21 protein-coding genes are annotated in these 23,381 nt (G+C 37.6%); 4 read left to right on the forward strand and 17 right to left on the reverse strand.

Features of this window, described 5'->3' with window-relative positions:
• Positions 1 to 29 precede the first annotated feature (29 nt).
• The gene (gene icd / locus HCH28_RS11125) at positions 30 to 1,292 is read right to left on the reverse strand and encodes an NADP-dependent isocitrate dehydrogenase (RefSeq protein WP_025114483.1); all 1,263 of its coding nucleotides are present in this window, start codon (positions 1,290 to 1,292) and stop codon (positions 30 to 32) included.
• 79 nt (positions 1,293 to 1,371) lie between these two features.
• On the reverse strand, positions 1,372 to 2,487 hold the full coding sequence (gene citZ / locus HCH28_RS11130) for a citrate synthase (protein WP_004226238.1): 1,116 nt from the start codon (positions 2,485 to 2,487) through the stop codon (positions 1,372 to 1,374).
• Positions 2,488 to 2,737: 250 nt separating this feature from the next.
• On the opposite strand from citZ, the gene HCH28_RS11135 reads away from it, so the two are divergent.
• The gene (locus HCH28_RS11135) at positions 2,738 to 3,703 is read left to right on the forward strand and encodes an AI-2E family transporter (protein WP_221680982.1); all 966 of its coding nucleotides are present in this window, start codon (positions 2,738 to 2,740) and stop codon (positions 3,701 to 3,703) included.
• Here HCH28_RS11135 and HCH28_RS11140 read toward each other — a convergent pair.
• The 8 genes from HCH28_RS11140 to HCH28_RS11175 all read right to left on the reverse strand — a co-directional run bounded on the left by HCH28_RS11140 (position 3,687) and on the right by HCH28_RS11175 (position 14,002).
• Positions 3,687 to 4,076 (reverse strand): FxsA family protein, encoded by a 390-nt coding sequence (locus tag HCH28_RS11140; protein ID WP_221680983.1) that lies wholly within the window; start codon positions 4,074 to 4,076, stop codon positions 3,687 to 3,689. The two genes, HCH28_RS11135 and HCH28_RS11140, sit on opposite strands and share 17 nt — an antisense overlap.
• Positions 4,077 to 4,278: 202 nt before the next feature.
• The gene (gene pyk / locus HCH28_RS11145; RefSeq protein WP_221680984.1) at positions 4,279 to 6,039 is read right to left on the reverse strand and encodes a pyruvate kinase; all 1,761 of its coding nucleotides are present in this window, start codon (positions 6,037 to 6,039) and stop codon (positions 4,279 to 4,281) included.
• Between the two features lie 26 nt (positions 6,040 to 6,065).
• Positions 6,066 to 7,025 (reverse strand): 6-phosphofructokinase, encoded by a 960-nt coding sequence (gene pfkA, locus HCH28_RS11150; RefSeq protein ID WP_221680985.1) that lies wholly within the window; start codon positions 7,023 to 7,025, stop codon positions 6,066 to 6,068.
• Between the two features lie 321 nt (positions 7,026 to 7,346).
• Positions 7,347 to 8,303, reverse strand: a complete 957-nt coding sequence (locus tag HCH28_RS11155; RefSeq protein ID WP_221680986.1) for an acetyl-CoA carboxylase carboxyltransferase subunit alpha — start codon at positions 8,301 to 8,303, stop codon at positions 7,347 to 7,349.
• On the reverse strand, positions 8,296 to 9,153 hold the full coding sequence (gene accD / locus HCH28_RS11160) for an acetyl-CoA carboxylase, carboxyltransferase subunit beta (RefSeq protein WP_004226223.1): 858 nt from the start codon (positions 9,151 to 9,153) through the stop codon (positions 8,296 to 8,298). The genes HCH28_RS11155 and accD overlap by 8 nt, the downstream gene beginning before the upstream one ends.
• A gap of 24 nt (positions 9,154 to 9,177) precedes the next feature.
• Entirely contained in the window at positions 9,178 to 9,819 is a 642-nt protein-coding gene (locus HCH28_RS11165) for a FadR/GntR family transcriptional regulator (RefSeq protein ID WP_004226221.1), read from the reverse strand.
• Positions 9,820 to 9,951: 132 nt separating this feature from the next.
• A complete protein-coding gene (gene dnaE, locus HCH28_RS11170) occupies positions 9,952 to 13,035 on the reverse strand; it encodes a DNA polymerase III subunit alpha (RefSeq protein WP_221680987.1) in 3,084 nt (1,027 codons plus the stop codon).
• A gap of 22 nt (positions 13,036 to 13,057) precedes the next feature.
• On the reverse strand, positions 13,058 to 14,002 hold the full coding sequence (locus HCH28_RS11175; RefSeq protein WP_221680988.1) for a DHH family phosphoesterase: 945 nt from the start codon (positions 14,000 to 14,002) through the stop codon (positions 13,058 to 13,060).
• A gap of 90 nt (positions 14,003 to 14,092) precedes the next feature.
• Between HCH28_RS11175 and HCH28_RS11180 the strand changes: the two genes are divergently transcribed.
• A complete protein-coding gene (locus HCH28_RS11180; protein ID WP_221680989.1) occupies positions 14,093 to 14,398 on the forward strand; it encodes a YtpI family protein in 306 nt (101 codons plus the stop codon).
• Positions 14,399 to 14,453: 55 nt separating this feature from the next.
• Here HCH28_RS11180 and HCH28_RS11185 read toward each other — a convergent pair whose 3' ends face one another.
• Complete coding sequence (locus tag HCH28_RS11185; RefSeq protein WP_004226205.1) at positions 14,454 to 15,761, reverse strand: DRTGG domain-containing protein; 1,308 nt, start codon at positions 15,759 to 15,761, stop codon at positions 14,454 to 14,456.
• Positions 15,762 to 15,913: 152 nt separating this feature from the next.
• Complete coding sequence (locus HCH28_RS11190; protein ID WP_221680990.1) at positions 15,914 to 16,597, reverse strand: metal-dependent hydrolase; 684 nt, start codon at positions 16,595 to 16,597, stop codon at positions 15,914 to 15,916.
• 232 nt (positions 16,598 to 16,829) lie between these two features.
• On the opposite strand from HCH28_RS11190, the gene HCH28_RS11195 reads away from it, so the two are divergent.
• Positions 16,830 to 17,918 (forward strand): M24 family metallopeptidase, encoded by a 1,089-nt coding sequence (locus HCH28_RS11195; RefSeq protein ID WP_221680991.1) that lies wholly within the window; start codon positions 16,830 to 16,832, stop codon positions 17,916 to 17,918.
• Between the two features lie 51 nt (positions 17,919 to 17,969).
• Here the strand turns inward: HCH28_RS11195 and ald are convergent, their stop codons facing one another.
• A complete protein-coding gene (gene ald, locus HCH28_RS11200; protein WP_004226195.1) occupies positions 17,970 to 19,085 on the reverse strand; it encodes an alanine dehydrogenase in 1,116 nt (371 codons plus the stop codon).
• Positions 19,086 to 19,506: 421 nt separating this feature from the next.
• Between ald and HCH28_RS11205 the strand changes: the two genes are divergently transcribed.
• Positions 19,507 to 19,956 (forward strand): universal stress protein, encoded by a 450-nt coding sequence (locus HCH28_RS11205; RefSeq protein ID WP_004226191.1) that lies wholly within the window; start codon positions 19,507 to 19,509, stop codon positions 19,954 to 19,956.
• A gap of 61 nt (positions 19,957 to 20,017) precedes the next feature.
• Here the strand turns inward: HCH28_RS11205 and HCH28_RS11210 are convergent, their stop codons facing one another.
• The 4 genes from HCH28_RS11210 to sppA all read right to left on the reverse strand — a co-directional run bounded on the left by HCH28_RS11210 (position 20,018) and on the right by sppA (position 23,317).
• Positions 20,018 to 20,947 carry a class I SAM-dependent methyltransferase gene (locus tag HCH28_RS11210; protein ID WP_221680992.1) on the reverse strand — a complete coding sequence of 310 codons (930 nt, stop codon included), beginning with the start codon at positions 20,945 to 20,947 and terminating at the stop codon, positions 20,018 to 20,020.
• Between the two features lie 89 nt (positions 20,948 to 21,036).
• Positions 21,037 to 21,540 (reverse strand): thiol peroxidase, encoded by a 504-nt coding sequence (gene tpx / locus HCH28_RS11215; RefSeq protein WP_004226187.1) that lies wholly within the window; start codon positions 21,538 to 21,540, stop codon positions 21,037 to 21,039.
• 124 nt (positions 21,541 to 21,664) lie between these two features.
• A complete protein-coding gene (locus HCH28_RS11220) occupies positions 21,665 to 22,291 on the reverse strand; it encodes an RDD family protein (protein ID WP_221680993.1) in 627 nt (208 codons plus the stop codon).
• Positions 22,292 to 22,303: 12 nt separating this feature from the next.
• Positions 22,304 to 23,317, reverse strand: coding sequence for a signal peptide peptidase SppA (gene sppA / locus HCH28_RS11225; protein WP_048393549.1), 1,014 nt, complete (start codon positions 23,315 to 23,317; stop codon positions 22,304 to 22,306).
• Positions 23,318 to 23,381 lie beyond the last annotated feature (64 nt).

Genomic DNA, 23,381 nt, shown 5'->3' on the forward strand with positions numbered 1-23,381 from the left:
AGCGATAAATTCTATTGTAGAATAGAAAATTATAGGTTTTTGATTAACTCATTAGCGAATTCTGAACATTTCACTTCTGTAGCGCCGTCCATTAAACGAGCGAAGTCATAAGTTACAACTTTTGAAGAAATTGTATTCTCAACAGATTTAGTGATCATGTCAGCAGCTTCTTGCCATCCTAAGTGTTCAAGCATTAATACACCTGAAAGTAATACTGAAGATGGGTTTACTTTATCTAAACCAGCATATTTTGGAGCTGTACCATGAGTAGCTTCGAAGATCGCATGTCCAGTAACATAGTTAATGTTAGCTCCTGGAGCGATACCAATACCACCAACTTGTGCAGCAAGTGCATCAGAAATATAGTCACCATTTAAGTTCATTGTAGCTACTACATCGAACTCAGTTGGACGAGTTAAGATTTGTTGTAAGAAGATATCAGCGATAGAATCTTTTACTAAGATTTTACCAGCTGCTAAAGCATCAGATTGAGCTTTGTTTGCCGCTTCTTCACCTTGTTCAGCTTTGATTGCATCGTATTGGTTCCAAGTGAAAGTTTGATCAGCAAATTCTTTTTCTGCTAATTCATAACCCCATTTTTTGAATCCACCTTCAGTGAATTTCATGATGTTACCTTTATGAACTAAAGTAACAGATGGGCGTTTATGTTTAATTGCGTATTCGATAGCAGAACGTACTAAACGCTCAGTCCCTTCTTTAGATACAGGTTTAACACCGATACCAGAAGTTTCTGGGAAACGGATTTGATTTACACCAAATTCAGATTGTAGGAAGTTGATGATTTTTTGAGCTTGTTCTGAACCAGATTCGAATTCAATACCAGCGTAGATGTCTTCTGTATTCTCACGGAAGATTACCATATCAACGTCTTCTGGGCGTTTAACTGGAGAAGGCACTCCATCAAAGTGACGTACTGGGCGTAAGCATACATATAAGTCAAGTTGTTGACGTAATGCTACGTTAAGAGAGCGGATACCACCACCGATTGGTGTAGTAAGAGGACCTTTGATTGCAATTAAGTATTCATTAATTTTGTCTAAAGTTTCTTGTGGTAACCATTCACCAGTTTGGTTAAATGCTTTTTCACCAGCTAAAACTTCTAACCATTCAATTTTCTTTTCACCGTTGTAAGCTTTTTCTACAGCTGCGTCGATTACGCGTGATGCTGCAGCCCAGATATCTGGACCAATTCCATCACCTTCGATGAAAGGAATTACTGGATTGTTTGGTACATTAAGTACGCCATTTTCAACTACAATTTTGTTTGACATTCTGTTGCCTCCTAAATTCATAATCATAGGACTGTGTTAGTGATAACACAGTCCCAAACATTCTAGCATATTTTCCAAATTAGCGCTCGCTGATTGGAACATATTTTTGCATGCCTGGTCCAACATACTCAGCACGTGGACGGATTAGGCGGTTATTAGCATATTGCTCAAGGATATGTGCCACCCAACCTGAAGTACGTGATACTGCGAAAATTGGTGTGAACAGGTCATGATCAATACCTAAAGAATCATACACTGACGCAGAGAAGAAATCTACGTTTGCAGGTAATTTCTTTTGTTCTACGATCATGTCATGAATTTTAACTGACATTTCGTAAAGCTCTGGTTTACCAGTTAGCTCAGTTAATTTTTTAGACATTACGCGTAAATGCGGAGCACGAGGGTCGCCTTTACGATATACACGGTGACCGAAGCCCATGATTTTTTCTTTGTTGTCTAATTTATTTTGAATATAAGATTCAACATTTTCAAGTGAGCCAATTTCAGTTAACATTTTCATAACTTGCTCATTTGCTCCACCGTGAAGTGGTCCTTTTAATGCACCGATCGCTGCAGTTACACCTGAATAAACGTCAGATAATGTAGCTACACATACACGTGCTGTAAATGTAGATGCATTTAATTCATGGTCAGCGTGTAACACTAATGCTTTGTCAAATGCTTCAATTTCAATAGCTTCTGGCTCTTCACCTTTTAGCATGTATAAGAAGTTTGCCGCATATCCTAATTCTGGTTTTGGCGCAACTGGCTCTAAACCTTTACGAACACGTGCAAATGCAGTTACTACTGTTGCAATTTTAGCTTGTAGACGAATTGCTTTACGGTAGTTTGCTTCTGGATCCATAACATCCGCTTCTTCATCGAATACACCAAGTAAAGATACTGCAGTACGCAATGCAGCCATTGGATGTACAGTTGAAAGTGGGTATGTTTTAAATTGGTCGACAATCGCTTGCGGAATTGACATGTTGTCTGCCAATTGTTGTTTTAATTCAGCTAGCTCGTCCTCTTTTGGTAAACGAGTATGCCATAACAGGTAAATTACCTCTTCGAATGACGCATTTTCTGCTAAATCATCAATGTTGTAACCAACATATGTAAGTGTGTCATCGATAATTGAACTGATTTTAGATTCCGCTGCTACGATACCTTCTAAACCTTTAGTTGCTGACATAAATTATCGCTCCCTCATACTTATTTTTTTGTTGCAAATGCGTTTTTTATGTTGCATTTACGAATTTTGCTCATATGAACCATTAAGTAAATCGCTTACATTGCTATTATAATCATTTTTGACAGCTTTGTGAATGAAAATCCTCCAAATAAAGAAAAAGACGTCCGAACGACTATATAATTGTCCTAAAGAGATTTTTTTGTATATTTTGACATTAATTTATCAATTGGTTTGGGGTGAATTTGTAAAAATGAGGAATTTAAAGTATTTTTCATACGAAAGAACTACGAGTGTTTTGCTATTTATTTTTTATTTAGTCATACTTTGGTTTGTATTACCTGTGTCACTCGCAATTTTTTTATCATTTTCAACGTATCCTATCATAAATTTTTTACACAAATATTGTAGGATTGCGTATTGGATTGCAGCAATTATTGTGGAAGTATTAATATTAACCTGTATTTTTCTACTAGTTGTCATATCTATTAACAGTATTATCGTCATTTTCCCAGAAATTCGAGAGACATTACAAAATTTCCCACTTTTCAGTGAATATGAATCCATGTTTGTACAAGTTTTAAAAGAAAAATCACTGTCCATTTTCGATTCCATCATCGTATATACAGCAGATCTTTTCCAATTATTAATGAAGCATGTCATTGAGGTTTTCATCTTTTTGGTTGCTTATTACTTTGCGCTTCTAGAAACACGTAAATCACGCTATTGGTTCTTTCAATATGTGCCTAAAAAATATCGTCAAGAGTGGCAATCTCATTTTGCAAAAATGATGCAACTTTTTCATTATTTCTTATTTGTGGAGTTTCAATTATTTACGATTACCCTACTCATTCTTTGTGCTGGCTTTATGATCCTTCAATTTGAACAAGCCATTATTAAAGCATTTATTGTAGCATTTGCAGATGTACTACCGTTTTTCGGTATCGGGGTTTTTCTTGTGCCAATGAGCATTTATTTTTATTTCAACGGCAATACCTTTTTATGTGTGGCCATTTTATTACTCTATTTATTTGTACAATTAACAAGGCAGCTAGCCGATTCGATGCTTTGGTCCAACACACTTCAGCTACGCACATTCCATACATTCTTTATCAGCGCTGCCTCTATTCTATTATTTGGCTTTTATGGTATATTACTAAGCCCTATCTTTTTATTTCTAGCTGTAAAACTGAAAGAAAACTCTATCTTTGAACGATGATAAATTGGCCTTTTTTCATTTTTTTACGCATCCAGTAATAGACAATGGGTTGGAACATTTTTCGAGAAAATGGCATGAGTAGTAATAAACCTAGGACATCTGTTAAAAATCCAGGTAACGCTAAAAACAAACCACCACCAAAAGTTAAGAAAGTATCCACTAATGCAGTTCCTGGCGCTTCTCCGCGTGCCAATGTATTTTTCACATTTTGAACAGAGTTCATACCTTTATTCTTCATGACATAAATCCCAATCACACTCGTAGCAATAATGAGCAATAATGTACTTAAAACACCAATATTTTGTCCAATGACTATTAATAACGTCAATTCGGCTAATGTGTAGATAATAAAACCAAGAAAAATTTTTCGCATATTTTTCTCCTTTCTACTTAAAAAGCTATACCTTTTATACGTTATTATAGCCCGTTTAGTTTCATAAAAAAATGAATTTACCTATTCTAAGAGAAAGTAACTTCTGTTAAAGGAAGAAATGAATAGTTTCCATAAAGTGTGTGTACAACCTTTATGAAAAAGCTCTAGTACAACAAACCGCACTAGAGCTTTTTGTTAATTATTAAAGAACGCTTGCATGTCCTTTGTAAATCACACCTGTTTCAGCGTCCATTGTAATTTCTTGACCATGACGGATTAATGTAGTTGCTTCTTTTACACCAACGATTACTGGAATACCTAGGCTTAACCCTACAACTGCTGCATGGCTAGTAAGTCCACCTTCTTCAGTAATTAGGCCAATACAATTTTCTAAAGCAGGCATCATATCACGATCTGAACCGACTGTAACAATGATGCATCCGTCTGTATCGTAGGCTAGTGCCTCAGCAGCATTTTTAGCAACCACTGTTTTACCAACAACTGATGCTTTTCCGATCCCTTGTCCACGTGCAAGTAAATCTCCAATAATGTGAACTTTCATTAAGTTTGTTGTACCCGCTTCACCTACAGGTACACCTGCAGTAATGACAACTGCGTCTCCATGTGTAACAAAACCATGCTTCAAGCTTTCATCCACAGCTAGTTCTAAAATTTCATCTGTTGTTGTCACACGTTGACACACAATTGGGTATACGCCCCATACTAGTGTTAATGTATGAGCTGTATTTGTAGAGCCTGTTACGGCAACAATTGGCACTCCTGGTCGATATTTCGCAATCATTCTCGCTGTATTACCACTTTCAGTTGGTGCTAATACGGCTTTCACTCCTAAATTGATAGAAGTGTAAGCTACAGCTTGTGAAATTGCCTCTGTCATATTTGCTTCTTTCTCACGACTACGTGTAGAAACAATTGATCGATAATCTAATGAATTTTCAGTGCGTTGTGCAATTTTATTCATCGTTTGTACCGATTCAACTGGATAAAGACCTGCAGCAGTTTCACCAGATAACATGATAGCATCTGTTCCATCAATAATTGCGTTGGCTACATCACTTGCTTCTGCACGTGTTGGTCGTGGGTTACGCTGCATGGAATCTAACATTTGAGTTGCCGTAATTACCGGTTTACCAACTTGATTACATTTTAGAATTAATTTCTTTTGTACAAGCGGTACTTCTTCTGCTGGAATTTCAACACCAAGATCTCCACGAGCAACCATTAAACCGTCAGATACCAGGATGATTTCATCGATGTTATCGACACCCTCTTGGTTTTCAATTTTTGGGATGATTTGAATATGACTACCACCATTTTGTTCAAGTAATTCACGAATTTCAAGAACATCTTTTGCACGACGAACGAATGAAGCAGCAATAAAATCAACACCTTGTTCGATACCAAATAAAATATCTTGTGCGTCTTTTTCTGTGATACCTGGTAGTTGTACAGAAACACCTGGTACGTTAACACCCTTTTTATTTTTTAGAACGCCAGCATTTTCAACAATTGTATGAATTAATCCTTTTTCCATATCCGTTGCTAATACACGTAGTTGAATTAGACCATCATCAAGTAAAATAATTGAATTTTGCTCAACGTCTTCAATTAAGCGCTCATATGTGACAGAAAAGCTCGTCTCAGTACCTTCTACTTCTGACATTGAAATATCAATAACTTGACCTGCTGACAAATGAAGCTCGCCATTTTTCATGTTGTGTGTACGAATTTCTGGTCCCTTTGTATCAAGTAAAATTCCCACTGGTTTATTTAATTTTTGTGCCACTTCACGAATTAAATGAATACGCCCTGCATGTTCCTCATGTGATCCGTGTGAAAAATTCAAGCGGGCTACATTCATACCTGCTTCGATTAATTTTTCTAAAATTTCTGGTGATTCACTTGCAGGTCCAATTGTACATACGATTTTTGTTTTTCTCATTTTTGCCCACTCCGTTTTATAACAAATTATATTGATAGTTCTTTCATTAGTGTATATAGGCTTACATCAGCCTCATGATTCTTTTCAAAAGCCTCTGGCATATCATAATCAATGACTTGATGATTGCGAATACCTACTGCTCGACCAGCTTTGCCTTCCATAAGTAATTCAACTGCATGTGCGCCAAACTGACTCGCTAATACACGATCTCTAGCTGTTGGTGATCCACCACGTTGGATATGACCTAATACTGAAACACGTGTTTCTTTACCTGTTTTTTCTTTTAACAGTTTAGCCAGCTCACTTCCTGACATAACACCCTCTGCAACAATAATAATACTATGCTTTTTACCACGTGCAGCACCACGATCTAAGCGTGCGACAATATCGTCTAAAATATAATCTTCCTCTGGAATTAAAACTGTTTCAGCACCAGCAGCAAGACCTGCCCATAAAGCGATATCTCCTGCATCACGTCCCATGACCTCTACAATGAAAGAATTTTCATGGGATGTAGCAGTATCTCGGATTTTATCAATGGATTCTACAACTGTATTTAGGGCTGTATCAAAGCCGATCGTATATTCAGTTCCTGGAATATCATTGTCAATTGTCCCAGGTACCCCTACAACAGGGAAGCCTTTTTTCACCAAATCCATGGCACCTCGATAAGACCCATCACCACCAATGACAACAAGTCCTTCAATACCAGCAGCTCGTAAATTCTCAATACCTCGTTGCTGAACAGCATCCTCTTTAAATTCTGGGCATCTTGCCGAATTCAAATGCGTTCCACCGCGTTGGATAATACCACCAACTGCACCTAAATCAAGTTCTTCCATAAATCCTTTTACTAAGCCTTCATAACCATGCTTAATTCCGACAACATCAATTCCATGAAATGCTGCCTTACGAACGACCGCTCGAATAGCAGCGTTCATTCCAGGCGCATCTCCACCACTAGTTAATACAGCAATTTTTTTCATTGTCGAACCTCCTGCAGTTACTATTATTATTCACATTAACATGAAAAAACAAACTATGTAAGGGTTCTGGGGATACAAAAACATAACTTTTACATAAAAAATGAAAAGAATGCGCTTTCACACACTCTTTCCACCTAAAAACATCCTAAATCTAACATTTTTTCAAGAAGTCTGGCGTTTATTATGCGCTATTATCTTCTTTAATTTTTATAGCTTTTTAATATGTTAAGATACAAATTTTGTCTCTTAACGAGCAAATTTATAGCTTTTAAATGTTATACCCTGTTAAGCTAAACAACATTCATCTTTTCACAAACAGATTTACACTTCTGTATACTGTCCAATTTTTTTAAATTTTTCATAGCGATCTTCTACTAATTGTTCTCCATTTAAAGAATTTAATGCTTGAAGTGTGTCACTAATGCATTCTTTAATAGAAAGGGCCTGTTTTGCTACATTGCGATGTGCTCCACCAATAATTTCAGGGATAATGCCATCAATTACACCAAGTTCTTTCAAATCGGGTGCTGTGATACGCATTGCTTCTGCTGCCTGCTTAGCCAGACTACCATCACGCCATAAAATAGATGCCGCTCCTTCTGGCGAAATAACAGAGTAAGTCGAGTTCTCGAGCATAAAGACACGGTTTGCTACACCTAACGCTAGTGCACCACCACTTCCTCCTTCACCAATAACAATACTAATTACAGGAACAGTTAAGCCAGCCATTTCTACAAGATTCCTAGCAATTGCTTCACTTTGACCACGTTCTTCAGCAGCTTTCCCTGGGTAAGCGCCTTTTGTATCAATAAAACAAATAATCGGTCTTTTGAATTTTTCAGCTTGCTTCATCAAGCGTAGTGCTTTTCGATAACCCTCTGGATGAGGCATACCAAAATTACGACGTATATTTTCCTTAGTAGACTTACCACGTTGATGTCCAATAATTGTGACTGGTTGCCCTTCGAAAATGGCAATCCCACCAAGAATGGCTGCATCATCACCAAATGTACGATCACCATGTAATTCAATAAAATCTTCACACATTGCTTCAATATATTGAAGCGTTGTAGGTCTTTCTGGATGTCTTGCCACTTGCACACGATCCCACGGCTTCATATTGGCATAAATTGATTGCTCTAATTGTGATAAACGCGTTTCAAGCTTTTCGATTTCACCAGACATATCAACTTCTGCTTCAGCAGCGATTGTTTTTAATTCATCAATTTTCTCACGTAATTGTACGACTGGTTCTTCAAATGCTAAATTTTTAGACATGTTGCACGCCGCCTTTCGTATGCATTTTTACAAGTAAAGATACTTGTTTACGTAAATCTTTGCGATGGAAAATGGCATCAAGCTGACCATGCTCTAATAAAAATTCTGCTGTTTGGAAATCACTAGGCAGTTTTTCTCGTACAGTTTCTTCAATTACACGTCGCCCTGCAAAGCCAATTAATGCCTGTGGCTCTGCAATATTTATATCACCAACAGAAGCAAAGCTTGCCGAAACTCCACCTGTTGTTGGATGCGTTAAGATAGAGATGAACAATAAGCCTTGATCACTGTGGCGTTTTAATGCGACACTAGTTTTCGCCATTTGCATTAACGATAATACGCCCTCTTGCATACGAGCACCACCACTAGCGGTAAAGATAATAAATGGTACACCTAGTTCTGTTGCCTTTTCTACTGCTCTCGTAATTTTTTCACCAACTACAGAGCCCATAGACCCCATACGGAAGTGCGAATCCATAATCGCTACGACAATTTCCTCACCATCTATTGTACCAACGCCTGTTAGGACAGCCTCATTCAAGCCTGTTTTCTCTTGGTCTGCTGAAATTTTTTCAACATATGCTGGGAAATTAAGGGGATTACTTGTTTGTAAATGATCATCCATGGATTCGAATGAGCCTTCATCTAAGAAATATTCCACACGCTCTTGTGCCGTCATTTTGAAATGATGACTACATTTTGTACATACTTTATGATTTTTTTCTAATTCTTTTGTTAATTGAATGTGACGACATTCAGGACATTTTGTCATTAACCCTTCTGGAAATGCCTTTTCTTGCCCGTCCTCTTTCTTCTTTCGATTACCACTAAATAAGCTACGTATTGCCATGTTCGACTCCCCCTTTGTTGTTGTCTAAATGCTCTGTACAGTACTCATCCACTGCTCATAAGCTTTTAATGCTTCTTTTTCGTAACCCAGCTGCATCGATTTCAACATCGTTTGAATGATTAATTTTTCATTTTCTGTTGAGTTTCGATTTAAACGGTCGCCATCATAAGCTGCTAATTGAAACCAGATTTTTAACGAAAGACGATTACCTGTCGTAATTAATAGTTCTCTTAAAATATCTCGACAATTAATTGTACCTTCTATTTCTAGTTTCACAAAAAAACTATCCCACACAGGTAGTGTGCGAAGAATCTCTGTACAACTTATTACGCGGATTGCTTCCATTTCATGAATTTGTCGCGTTAATTCGACATCTTTTTTTGATTTTTCATCTTCTAATATAAACATCGACAGTATTTCTACGAGCTGATGCTTATGTGTGGACGCAAGAAAAGTACCACCACCATGTCTTGTTTCAATAAGCCCTAGCAACTCTAAGCTTCGCAAAGCCTCTCTCACAGAGGATCGCCCGACACCTAGACGCTCTGATAGAACTCGTTCAGAAGGTAGCTTCTCACCTGCTTGAATTTTTTCCATTTTAATGAGTTGACGTAGTTGTTGGACGATTTCTAAAAACACTTTTTTTTGTTCGGTTTTTTTATCCATACGACTAACTCCCCTTATCAAAAAAGTGGTCTGACCACTTTTTAACGTTGACTCTAGCTTACAAAATAACTGTGCAAAAGTAAAGAAAAAACTGCATAAAATTTAATGCAGTTTCTAATTTCTTGTTTCATTTTATATCTTTTTCGTCGTTTGCGCATGTTTTACTTTGATTTGCGGCTTGCCAAAACGTCTTTCTAAAACACCTTCAATCCACAACATTTCCTCCTCTACCAGCAGGTCTTGGACTAATTGAAAGGTTTGTGGAAAAAATGTAATGGAAACTGTTCCAAACTCATCCTGTAGCTGAACAAAAGCCATTTGCTCACCTTTTTTTGTACGGATCTTCTTCACTTCTTCAATCAGACCAATCATTTTTATCGGGGTACCATCACGCTTCTGCTTTAACTCTCGACAGGTACTATTGATATCCGCCCAGAAGAGTCTTTCCTGTGCAACAGGATGGGTAGAAATATAAAAGCCCAAGCTCTCTTTTTCATGCATCAATTTTTCCTTCTGGGACATTGCTTCTGCCTGCATATATTTTGGTTTACCAAAACTAAATGCCATTGCTGACGCCAAATCAATATCTTCAGTAGGCCTTAAAAGTTCCGCGTGTTTCAAAGCTGCCTCTACTGTCATGATGAGGACTGCTCTATCTTTTTCTAGATAATCAAGCGCCCCGGCATATATCAATGATTCCAACACTTTTGGCTTAAAATGCTGCGCACTTAAGGCAACAGCTAGATCAAATAGGTTATTTAATACCTCTGGATTTGTTTGACGGAGTCCATGTATTTTTTCTATAAATGTATGAGGCACACCCTTAATTCCTGATAAGCTGTAGCGAATGCCTTCATTTTCTACCGTAAAATATTTCGTACTATTTTTTAATGAAGGTGGATAAAATGGGATGCCCTTTTCTTTTGCCTCATGGACAAATTGTTGAATCTTTTCTACATTTCCAGTGGCATTTGATAATAACGCTGCATAAAAGTTTTGAGGGAAATGCGCCTTTAAATATGCCATTTGATAGGAAATAACACTATAGGCCACAGCATGACTTTTAGGGAAACCATAATCCGCAAAGCGTACAATCAGTTCGTATACTTCTTCAGCTAAACGCTGATCAAAGCCTTGGCGTAGCGCTCCCTGAACAAATGCTGTGCGTTGCTCCTCTAAAACTTGTCGATTTTTTTTACTCACTGCACGGCGAAGCAAATCTGCCTGTCCCATTGTAAAGCCGGCCAGTACGGATGCAATTTTAATAATTTGCTCTTGATAAACGATCACACCAAAGGTCTCTTGTAGAATAGGCTCTAGCACTGGATGTGGCATCGTTACCATTTCTCTACCAGCTTTCCGTTTTGCATAGACAGGAATAAAATCCATTGGACCTGGGCGATAAAGTGCATTTACAGCCACAATATCTAAAAAACTTGTAGGACCGATATCACGCAAGGCTTGCTTCATACCGTCTGATTCTAATTGAAAGATCCCCAGCGTATCCCCTCTTTGTAATAGTTGAAACGTCTTGTCATCATGCATTGGGATTCGCTCGAATTCTATCCAAGGACCACCAGCTTTATAAATTGACCAACGTATTTGCTCTAAAATAGTGAGATTTCGCAAGCCTAAAAAATCCATTTTGACGAGACCACATGCTTCAATATCTCCCATTGGCCATTGCGTACTATAAATACCATCATGCCCTTTTTCAATCGGTACAGTATTCACTAAAGGCGATGGAGCGATGACAATACCAGCTGCATGTATAGACGAATTTCTTGGTAGTCCCTCCAATTTTAATGCCACCTCGTACCAACGCAAATGCATATCATTCTCCGCTAACCAGCCTTGAAAGTTCTGTGACTCTGCAACAGCTCTTTGTAATGTAATACCCGGCTTATTTGGAATCATCTTCGAAATTTTTTCTAGCATTTCCGCATCAAAGCCAAATACCCTTGCAACATCCCTGGCAACTGCTTTTGCAGACAATGTACCAAATGTAATAATTTGTGCGACATTTGCTTTGCCATACTTTTGGGCAACATACTGAATGACTTGATGTCTTTTACTATCAACAAAATCGATATCAATATCAGGTAAGGTAATTCTTTCAGGATTTAAAAAGCGTTCGAATAATAAACCATAGGCAAGTGGATCTACTTGGGTAATCGAAAGACTATATGCCACAAGCGAACCTGCTGAGGAACCACGTCCAGGTCCCGTCAAAATTCGATTTTCTTTTGCATAACGCATGAAATCTGCCACAACCAAAAAATAGTCAGCAAAGCCCATAGAGCAAATAATTTCAAGTTCATACTGTAATCGCTCATGGTAAGCAACGGGTATTGCCAGTTGCTTGAATCGCTCTTCTAATCCAGTAAATGCTTCTTTAGCAAGCAAGCTTTCAGCTGTTTCACCTTCAGGTACAGGAAATTTAGGCATTTGCACAGTCATTTTTGGTAAATCAGCTCTACAGCAAGCAAGCATTTTCGTACTGGAATCAAGCCAATCTGGATGATCAGCAAACCAATTTTGCCATTCGAATGCTGTTGGGGCAAAATAGCCCTGTACATCAGCTGTTTGCATAGTATTACTAAGCTTTTCTCCTGTATCAATTGCTCTTGCTACTTCATAAGCAAAATGATCTTCTGGACGCAAGAAATAACAGCTTTGAGAGGCTACAAGAGCAATAGCATGTTCTTCACACCAAGAAACGAATTCATCTTCTTGTTCAGCCTTTATCCCTCCAGGTCTAGCAATCCCCATATAGAAATGATGGTTAAAAAGTTGGACCAATGCAGAAACCATTGCCTGCCAGTCATCTACATTAGTTAAATCGTCTGAAGAAAGTAGAGCTATACAGCCTGCTGAATATCCCTCAAGCCATTTCCACGGTAGCACATCATCTTGTCTAATTGAAATCGCACTACTAATCTTTAATAAATGTTGATAGCCCTCCTGTGTCCGCGCATACAGGACGAGGGGGAGCGTTTTATCATGCCACTGAACGTTAACCGAAAGCCCTATAACCGCATGGATATTTGCTTGCTGCAATGCTTTACAAAAAGGCAAAAGCCCGTACAATTTCGTATTAACGATTGCACAGGCTTGTGTCTTTTGTTCTTGTAAAAAAGGAATCAATTGCTCAAGCCGAATTGTGCTTTTCAATAAATCCGCGCTCGTATGCATCTTTGTATATACATGTGTCAAATGAATCCCTTCCTTTTCTCTGTTAATGATATGCTTTACAAATCTCTTTTAATCTTGCAATAACGAGGTCTGCTTCTTCCCATGAATAGGCAGTAGCACCAGATGCAAGCGGATGTCCGCCACCGTTAAATTCTTTCGCTAATGTATTGATAACGGGACCCTTCGAACGTAATCGTACACGGATCTGATCCCCTTCTTCAATGAAAACAACCCATGAGCATATATCTTTAACACTGCCAAGGCAGCCTACTAATAAAGAAGCCTCAGATGGCACAGTATCATGCTCTGCCAGTAATTCTTTTGTTAGCTTCACATAGGCTGCTCCATGCTCATCCATTGTAAAGTTTTGATAAATATATCCCTGTAAATTAAGTAACTTTTGCTCCATTTCATACATGCCATCGAATAGTTGATTTCGATCAAAATCATATGTAATCAGATCCGCAGCAACTTTAAATGTTTTAGCTGTTGTACTTGGGAATTGGAATCTACCTGTATCGCCCACTATTCCTGCAAATAATAAGCGTGCAGCAGCATCTGAAAGCTTCCAGTTTGCTGCTTCCTTGCCTTCTACATATAATTCATAGATCATTTCACTACAAGAGCTTGCTGTCGTGTCCACCCATAAAAGATCACCATAAGCATCATCATTTGGATGATGATCAATTTTTATCACCATTTTTCCTTTTGTGTAGCGTTGGTCGTCAACACGTTCTGTATTAGCAGTGTCAGTGACAATTACTAAAGCATTCTCATACACTTCATCCGCTATTTCATCAGGCTGTGCCATAAAAGATAAAGAAGCATCATGTTCCCCTACAGCAAAAACCTTTTTCTCAGGATAATTGGCTAAAATAATCTCTTTTAAGCCTTGCTGCGAGCCATAAGCATCAGGATCAGGACGTACATGACGATGGATAATAATGGTTTCATTGGCCTCAATTGTGTCGATGATTTGTCTTTTCACAATAATTTCCCCCAAAATGATAGTAAGAACCGTTAGCATTTTCGCATAATTATCGTTACAATAATGTCTAGTTATGCTAGGAGGTTTACTATGCTCAATTTAATATTTGTGTTTGCGATTATCATATCTTTTGTTTTTTATTTTTATTTTAAAACAAAACAATTCCGTTCTCCATTACCTATTGCTAAAAACTGGTATAAAAGCAAAGCGAACATCGGCTTAGGTTCCTTAATTTTGTCATTTGCTTTAAATCAAGCTTATTTATTCCCGAGCTTATTTACATTTATTATTGTAGCAATTCTTGCCGCGCTCGGCATCTTAGTTATTATAGAAAATATAAAAAAAGCACGTCATTATGGACAATTTGTTGAGGAAGAATTCCGCATTAATCAATAATATATGTAACAAAGGGATGACCAAGCAATTGCGCTAGGCCATCCCTTTTCAATACTTAACGTTCTAATAGTTGGAACATCATCATTGCCTTACCAACAAGCATTTGTTGATTATACACTTCAAAATCCATTTTCACAAACTTACGACTCATATCTAAAATCCGAGGCTTAACAGTTAGCGTACTTTCCATTTGGACTGGTTTAATAAAATAAATAGTCATATTCTCTGCCACTGCATCTCCACGTTTACGTCGTTTTAATGCGAATGAACCGACCTCAGCCAGTAAAGTTGTAAAAGCACCGTATGAAATTGCTCCATATTGATTGGTCATTTGTGGTGTGACTTTAAATTCAACTATGAGTTCTTCATCACCTAATACCTTCATTTCATTTTTCACTAAATCATCAATCGTTTCACCGTGCTGTGGCTGTCTTTGTGCTAATTGCAACGCCTTCAGTACATCTTGACGGCTAATAACACCCTGTAAAATATTGTCGTCATCTACAATTGGTAAGAGATCAATCCCCTCCCAAATCATTCGATGCCCTGCAGAAGCGACACTCATTTTCATGGATCCCGCAATCGGGTTTTTCGTCATTACTTTTTCAATAAGCTCGTTTTCTTCACGACCAATGACGTCTTTTACGGTAATCATACCGACCAGTTTATTTTGGTGGGTAACTACAGGAAATGCACCATGGGTAGTTCGTTCATTCAGCTTCTGGAAATGATGAATTGTTTCATCATTTTTTAATGCTGCAGTGTCAGTCATTGGTACATAAATGTCTTCGATAAAAAGAATATCTTTTTTAATCAACTGGTCATAGATTGCCCGATTAATCATTGTTGCTACTGTAAACGTATCGTAGCTTGTTGAAATAATTGGTAAATCCAATGAATCTGCAAGCAACTTATTATCTTCCGTAGTATCAAAACCGCCCGTGATTAAAACAGCTGCACCCGCTCGAAGGGCATTTTCATGTGCTTTAATACGGTTACCAACAATTAATAAGCTACCTGCATCCGTGTAACGCATCATGTCCTCTAATTGCATGGCACCAATAACAAATTTTGTTAGTGTTTTATGTAGACCTGATTTACCACCTAAAACTTGGCCATCTACAATATTAACAATTTCTGCAAAAGTTAAGCGCTCAATATTTTCTTTCTTTTTTTTCTCAATACGAATTGTTCCAACACGTTCAATAGAACTTACTAAGCGACGATTTTCAGCTTCCTTTATTGCACGGTAAGCCGTTCCTTCACTCACTTGCATTTCCTTTGCTATTTGCCGTACTGAAATTTTATCGCCCACGGGTAGTGACTCGATGTATTGTAAAATTTTCTCATGTTTTGTAGACAAAATATCACCTATTTCCTAAGCTTCAATTCTGCTCTTAGTGTACCATATTTTTTAAGAAAATATTTAATATAAAGTGATGAAATTGTTTAACTTTCCCCATCATTTCAACTACCAGCGTGGTGTCAATTCATATAGTACAGCATTACCAACGATTAGAAACAGTTTACTTTTTCGCCAGCTTTCAAAATTTGAACTTCTGTATTTTGTACTAAATCTGCAAAAATTTGCGGATCTTGCTCGATTGGTGGAAAAGTATTGTAATGAATCGGTACGACAATTTTCGGTTTTAAAAACGAAACTGCACAGGCTGCATCCTCTGGCCCCATTGTAAAATTATCACCGATCGGTAAGAATGCAATATCAATTGGATGTCGTTCACCAATTAGTTTCATATCACCAAAAAGAGCTGTATCACCCGCATGATAAATCGTTAATCCTTCAATAAATAATAAAATTCCAGCAGGCATGCCCATATAAATAATTTCGTTATTTTCTGTTACATAAGAAGATCCATGAAAGGCTTGTGTAAACTTTACTTTACCGAAGTCAAATTCCTTCGCACCACCTATATGCATTGGGTGTGTTTTTACACCTTGCCAAGAAATCCAATTAGCCAGCTCATTTGGCGCAATCACTAGCGCATCTTTTTTCTTCGCTAATTCTACTGTATCTCCAACATGATCATTATGGCCATGTGTAAGTAAAATAATATCTGGCGCTTCATCAGCCACTTTTAAGTCTGTTTGCCCATTGCCATTAATAAAAGGGTCAATTAATATCGTTTTTCCATTTGATTCAATTTTTACAACTGAATGCCCATGATAACTTATTTTCATCTTAACATCCTCCTCGGTTAACAAATACAGTTCAACATTTTAATTCGCTACCCATGCGCTTTTTCCCTTTTTTTGATATGCTTGTACAGAGAATAATGGTAGTTTTCTCTAACAGCCTTATACCCTGTTAGAGCATAATTATTCAGTACTCGATAAGAATCCTCGCTACTTTTTTCGGCAGTCGAAGCTTTCTTACGTAAAATTTTCCATGCAATAAAAGGAGGACATATTGATGTCGAAGGTTGAAGAAATCCAACGTTACTTGCAGCAAAATCATATCGATGCAGCGTTCGTAACAACACCTGACAATGTTTTTTACGTTTCAGGCTTTAAAAGTAATCCACATGAAAGATTACTAGGAGTCATGATTTTTAAAGATGTGGAGCCTTTTCTAATTTGTCCACAAATGGAGATTCCAGATGCAAAGGCTGCTGGTTGGTCTTATGAGGTAATTGGTCATCAAGATACAGAAAATTCGATGGAAGTTCTTGCTCAAGCGATCGTAGCACGCCAAATCACCCCAGCTACATTTGCTATTGAAAAAGCACAACTCATTGTTGAGCGCTTGGAAGCATTACAACAATCTTTCCCTCAAGCTAGCTTTGTGCGTCTTGACGAAAAGATTAATGCGATGCGCGTAATCAAAGATGAAAGTGAATTAGAAAAATTACGTAAAGCTGCTGAATTGGCCGATTATGCAATTGAAATCGGTTGCAAGGAAATTGCTGAAGGTAAAACAGAAATGGAAATCCTAACAGCAATCGAAAGTGCCATTCAAGATAAAGGCTGTAAAATGTCTTTTGAAACAATGGTATTGAGTGGTCCAAAAACTGCCTCTCCTCATGGGAAGCCAGGTGCACGTAAAATTGAAAAAGGCGATATGGTATTATTTGATCTTGGCGTTATTTACGATGGCTATTGCTCAGATATTACACGTACTGTAGCTTTTGGTGAGCCTAGTGAAGCGCAGAAAGAAATTTATCAAACTGTTTTAGCTGCCAACACAAATGCGGTTGCAGCAGTAAAACCAGGTGTTCGTGCGATGGACTTAGACAAAATTGCGCGTGATACAATAACAGAGGCTGGTTATGGTGAATATTTCACGCACCGCCTTGGACATGGTCTTGGTATTTCTGTACATGAATTCCCATCTGTTACAGGTGCAAATGAGATGACGATGGAAGAAGGTATGGTCTTTACGATTGAGCCTGGCATTTATAAATCAGATGTAACAGGCGTACGTATTGAGGATGATGTTGTCGTTACAAAAGATGGCGTTGAAGTATTAACAAAATTCCCGAAAGATTTAATCATTCTATAATGCAAAAAAGGAAGCAATTAGTGTGCTTCCTTTTCCTCTTTCTAACAAAGTTTATTGAATTAACTCATCCACATTGACAAATGGTAGCCCTTGTGAATCTGCCACTGCTTTATAAACTAGTTGTCCATCTAATGTATTCACACCTTTTTTCAGTGCTGCATTATCAAGGCAAGCTTGTTTGTAGCCTTTGTTAGCAATTTGAAGTGCATATGGAATTGTATTATTTGTTAAAGCAATTGTAGAAGTACGTGGTACCGCACCAGGCATATTAGCAACTGCATAGTGTACAACGCCATGCTTCACATATGTTGGATCATCATGTGTTGTCACACGGTCAGATGTTGCAAAAATACCACCTTGGTCAATTGCGATATCGACTACAACAGAGCCGGCTTGCATTGACTGAATCATTTCTTCCGATACAAGTTTCGGTGCTTTTGCGCCTGGGATTAGTACCGCACCAATAACTAAATCTGAATCTTTCACTGATTCTGCAATATTATATGGATTAGACATTAATGTTTGAACATCACGTCCAAACATATCTTCTAATTGACGTAAACGTTCTGGACTTAAATCGATAACTGTCACATCAGCACCCATGCCAACAGCAATTTTTGCAGCATTTGTACCTGCAATACCACCGCCAATTACTGTCACTTTTCCACGTTGTACACCCGATACACCACCTAGTAAAATACCTTTACCAGCATGGTTTCTCTCTAAGAACTGTGCACCAATTTGTGTAGCCATTTTACCAGCGACTTCACTCATTGGTGTTAACAATGGTAATGAACCATTTGCTAATTGTACTGTTTCGTAGGCGATTCCTACTACTTTTTTATTTAAAAGTGCCTGAGTTAATTCAACCTCTGGCGCTAAGTGTAAATAAGTGAATAAAATTTGACCCTCGTAGAAGTAATCATACTCAGAAGCTACGGGTTCTTTTACCTTCATAATCATTTCTTGGGACCAAGCTTCTTTAGCTGTTTGAACAATATGAGCACCTGCTGCAATGTAATCAGCATCCGTAAAGCTTGAACCTAGCCCCGCTCCTGTTTCAATGTACACTTCATGCCCTGCATGTGTTAAAGTGACAACTCCTGCTGGTGTCATTGCTACACGGTTTTCATTGTTTTTAATTTCCTTTGGAATACCAATCTTCATTGTTTCCTATCCCCTTCCATAACATAAGAAATAAGCATCATTTATGTAACTAAACTTGATGCACCCCTTGCACTTCCATATTACCAAACAATTGCAAAAAAAGCTTTAACTAATGCAAATACAGATAAAATTTATAAGATTTCCAAAATAACAAATATTCAAACGTTGTATAACATTATAAATTATTATATTTAAAAACTAAAAAGGAGTCTTAGTAGAAGTTATTGGAGTTGATTCGAGTGTAGTTGAAACCAATCAAAGCACGTTTACACACTGCAAATAGTGGGAATTAGATATTTATAATTAATTAACATTTCTACATGAAATGCCTTCACATTTTCATAATTTTTCTTGCGGAAAGTATTTCCTTTAGAAAATCATTTGGTATAATCAACATATACAAATCAGGGAGGTTTTTCAAATGGCTAATCATTATAAAAGCATTGTTGTTGCAGTAGACGGTTCAAAAGAAGCTGAATACGCGTTTCGTAAATCAATTGATGTTGCAAAACGAAACGAAGGTGCAGTATTAAATCTAGTAAATGTAATCGATACTCGTTCATTTGCTGCTATCGAAGCTTATGACCGTTCCATTGCAGAGCGTGCTCAAGCATTTTCTGAAGAACTATTAAATGGTTACAAAAAGCAAGCTGAAGATGAAGGTTTAACGAATGTTAATCTTATCATCGAGTATGGCTCTCCAAAAAATATCATAACAAAAGAGCTTTCTAACATCGTAGACGCAGATTTAATCATTTGTGGTGCAACTGGTCTAAATGCAGTAGAACGCTTCCTAATCGGTTCTGTATCTGAGGCTATCGTACGTTCAGCTAAATGTGACGTACTAGTTATCCGTACGCCAGAAAACTAATTTGTAATACATAAAAAGGTATCCTTGTATAGGATACCTTTTTACTTGCACTTAAGAGCAATTACTTGCCCTCTTTCCATATCTTCACTTTTTCAAAGAATAGCGCAAGTGCCTGCTTATTCTGCATATTTGGTACTTTAGCTAATAGGACTTCTTTAGGAGCTTTCAATTCCTTCGATTGTTTTTGTAAAATCACAATGCTCTTCTCTAATGATTTATTCGCAAACATGGAGTCAGGTAATTGAATAATCGCTTGAATCCACGCATGCTTTTGAATGTATTTGTGTAATTGCTTAGACTGCTCTGACTCAAAAAGATGAGCTGGTGCAAGGAAAAATAAATAGCCGCCATCCTTTGTATAATTCATTGATTGCTCGATGAATAAATGATGGGCATAACTCATTCCCTCCGCTGGACATAATTCATAATCGAGCGCCACTTCTTCATTGGGATAATAACCTACAGGTAAATCACAAACAACGGCATCAACTGGATTCACCAATAAATCTTCTAATGCATCTTGACGGTATAAAGAAATAGGTTGTTCTGTTAAATCAGCAGTTGCCGCAGCAAGGCGAATAAGTAGCTCATCCACCTCTACACCTGTTGCTTCCACTTTTCCATCTAATAAATTCATAACCGTCAGTAATAAATTGCCCGTGCCTACTGCTGGATCCATGATCGAGATCTTTTCATTTTCAAGACGCTCTGCAAAAATCTGCTCCACAAAGTAGCCCACTAATAGCCCTAACGTATCAGGAGTCATTTGATGATTCGGTTGTGAGCCTTTGCGCATTCCTTTTAAAATAGCAATTTGAATCGCTTTACGAATATCCTCTTTTGTTGCATCTTTTTGAGAAAAATCAACTTCACCATCAAGCCATGCCTCTAACCCATTTAATAATCCCTCTAGTAACGTTATATTGTGTTCTTTTTCGATTTTTTCGGCATGCTCATTTAGCAAACCAAATAACTTTTCGATATTTTCCATATCTAACTTCCTTTCACGCAGAAAAGAGCCGTGACAAACACTTGTCACAGCCCCTTTGTCTAGTATTATCTTAGCCTAAAAGCAGCTTATTATGCTAGTGCTTTGACAGCTGCAATGGCCGCTTCATAATTTGGATGATCTGTAGCTTCAGGTACATATTCAACATATGTTACTTTATTGTTTGCATCCACAACGAATACTGCACGTGTCAGAAGACGTAATTCTTGAATGTATACGCCATATGCCTCACCAAATGAAAGGTCGCGGTGATCTGATACAGTTTGGACTGCATCGATACCTGCTGCACCACACCAACGCTTTTGAGCGAATGGAAGATCCACAGATACTGTATAAATGACTACATTATCACCTAAGTTAGCTGCTTCCTCATTGAATCGACGTGTTTGCGCATCACATACACCAGTATCTAATGATGGTACAACACTAAATAAACGAATTTTCCCTTCTGAATCATTTAATGTTACAGGTGATAGGTCATTCGCTAATACCGTAAAATCTGGAGCTTGATCGCCCACCTTTACTTCATTTCCTACTAGTGTCACTGGACCATTTTTAAATGTTACTTGTGCCATATAAACGCCTCCTAATCATCATATGTACATAATATTACTAAATGAAGGGAATTAATTGCAACTATGATAGCTTACATACTTAGAAATAGATAAGACTGTCTCCTAATTTGAGACAGTCTTATGTTTATTGTTCATTCTTTTCCTCTATCTTGGCTAAGTCTATTTTTTCTTCTTGTACAGTAATTTCTACATGTTCTTCTTGTTTTGGTAAAGTAGTCGGTGTTGAAGCCTTTTCAATAAAGATTTTTTCGTGCACCACTGTTGTATCGGCAAAATAATCATGTAAACCTTGATTTTCTGGTAAAATCACTACCAAAATATACAGTGGCATAAAAATATTATTGATGATACGACCAATCCAATCACGGAATAACACATCTGACCAAGTTAGCTGATCGTACTTTAATGAAATTACACGTAATCCAAACACCATTTTCCCTAGTGTTTGCCCAAAGAACTTGGTCATCAGCACAAAATAGCTATAGTAGAAAATTGCTGTAATAATAGAAATTGGCGCATACCAAACAGAATCAGATAAAGACCAATCCATTAAATAGAAGATAGGATTGACGAGTATTCCACCTACAGCAGAAATGATGAATCCATCTAATAAAAATGCCCAAAATCGTACCCAAAAACCAGCAGTTTTTAAAGCATAGTTTTTTTCATTTACTGATTCTCCTGAGGTATTTATATAGAACCCATTTTCCATAGAGGGTGAACCTTGCATAACAATTTCATTGTTTGTCATTGTGCTCCCCCCTTAGTATTCCCCATATAGATACATCATTTTCGGTGCGCTATAGTCCGTCATGATTTTCATTAGCATTTTTTCTTCGGCAGAGGGACCGAACATGGAGCCAATTTTCATACCTACGTATGATTGCCAGCCACCCATATCGTATGAATACTCAAATAAAGCCGCATCTTCAAGTCCATAATCTTCACGAAGAGCTGCAATGGCCGCTTCTTCATCACCAATTTCATCAATTAACCCTGCTTCAAGCGCTTTTGTACCACCAAGAATACGACCATCTGCAACCTTCTTCACTTCTGCTTCAGACATATTACGTCCTTGCTCTACAATATCTACAAATTCTTCGTACGTTTCATTAATCATATCTTGCATCATTGCACGTTCCTCAGCTGTCACTTCACGCATTGGACTTAGCATATCTTTATGCTCTCCAGATTTAAACGTCTCAAATTTGACCCCTACTTTTTCAGCAAGCTCTTGATAGTTAATAGATTGCATGATAACACCAATAGAACCTGTGATTGTATCACGATGGGCAAATATTTTATCTGCTGGTGCCGAAATATAATAACCACCTGAAGCTGCCATAGAATCCATCGATACATAAATTGGAATTTGTCGTTCTTCTTTAATTTTTAGTAGCTTTTTATAGATATCTGCAGATTCCTTTACACCACCACCTGGTGAATTAACGCTTAAAACAACACCCTGTATGGACTCATCATATAAAATATTATCCAATTGTTCTAAGAAAAATTGATGATCATAGGCAACTGGTTGCCACAATGTACTTGAGCCGATATCTTGAATCGTTCCATCTACCTTTAAATAAGCAATTCGCTTATCAAAATTTTCCCCTTCAATGACATTTTCATATACATCTAAGCTATTACCTGCCATTAAGCTATCAAAATTACCTAGGAAATCTGCTTTAAATAGCGCAAAAATGGTATTAATCCCCAACGAAAATAATAAGAGAACACCTGCCACTACTAAAGCAACCCACCTTTTTACATTCATGTCTTTCCGCCTCCTCAACACGTAATACGTATGACTTGCCAATTTGTTTCATTTTTTTGCAATA

Source organism: Lysinibacillus sp. K60, assembly GCF_019731275.1.
Taxonomy (GTDB): Bacteria; Bacillota; Bacilli; order Bacillales_A; family Planococcaceae; genus Lysinibacillus; species Lysinibacillus capsici.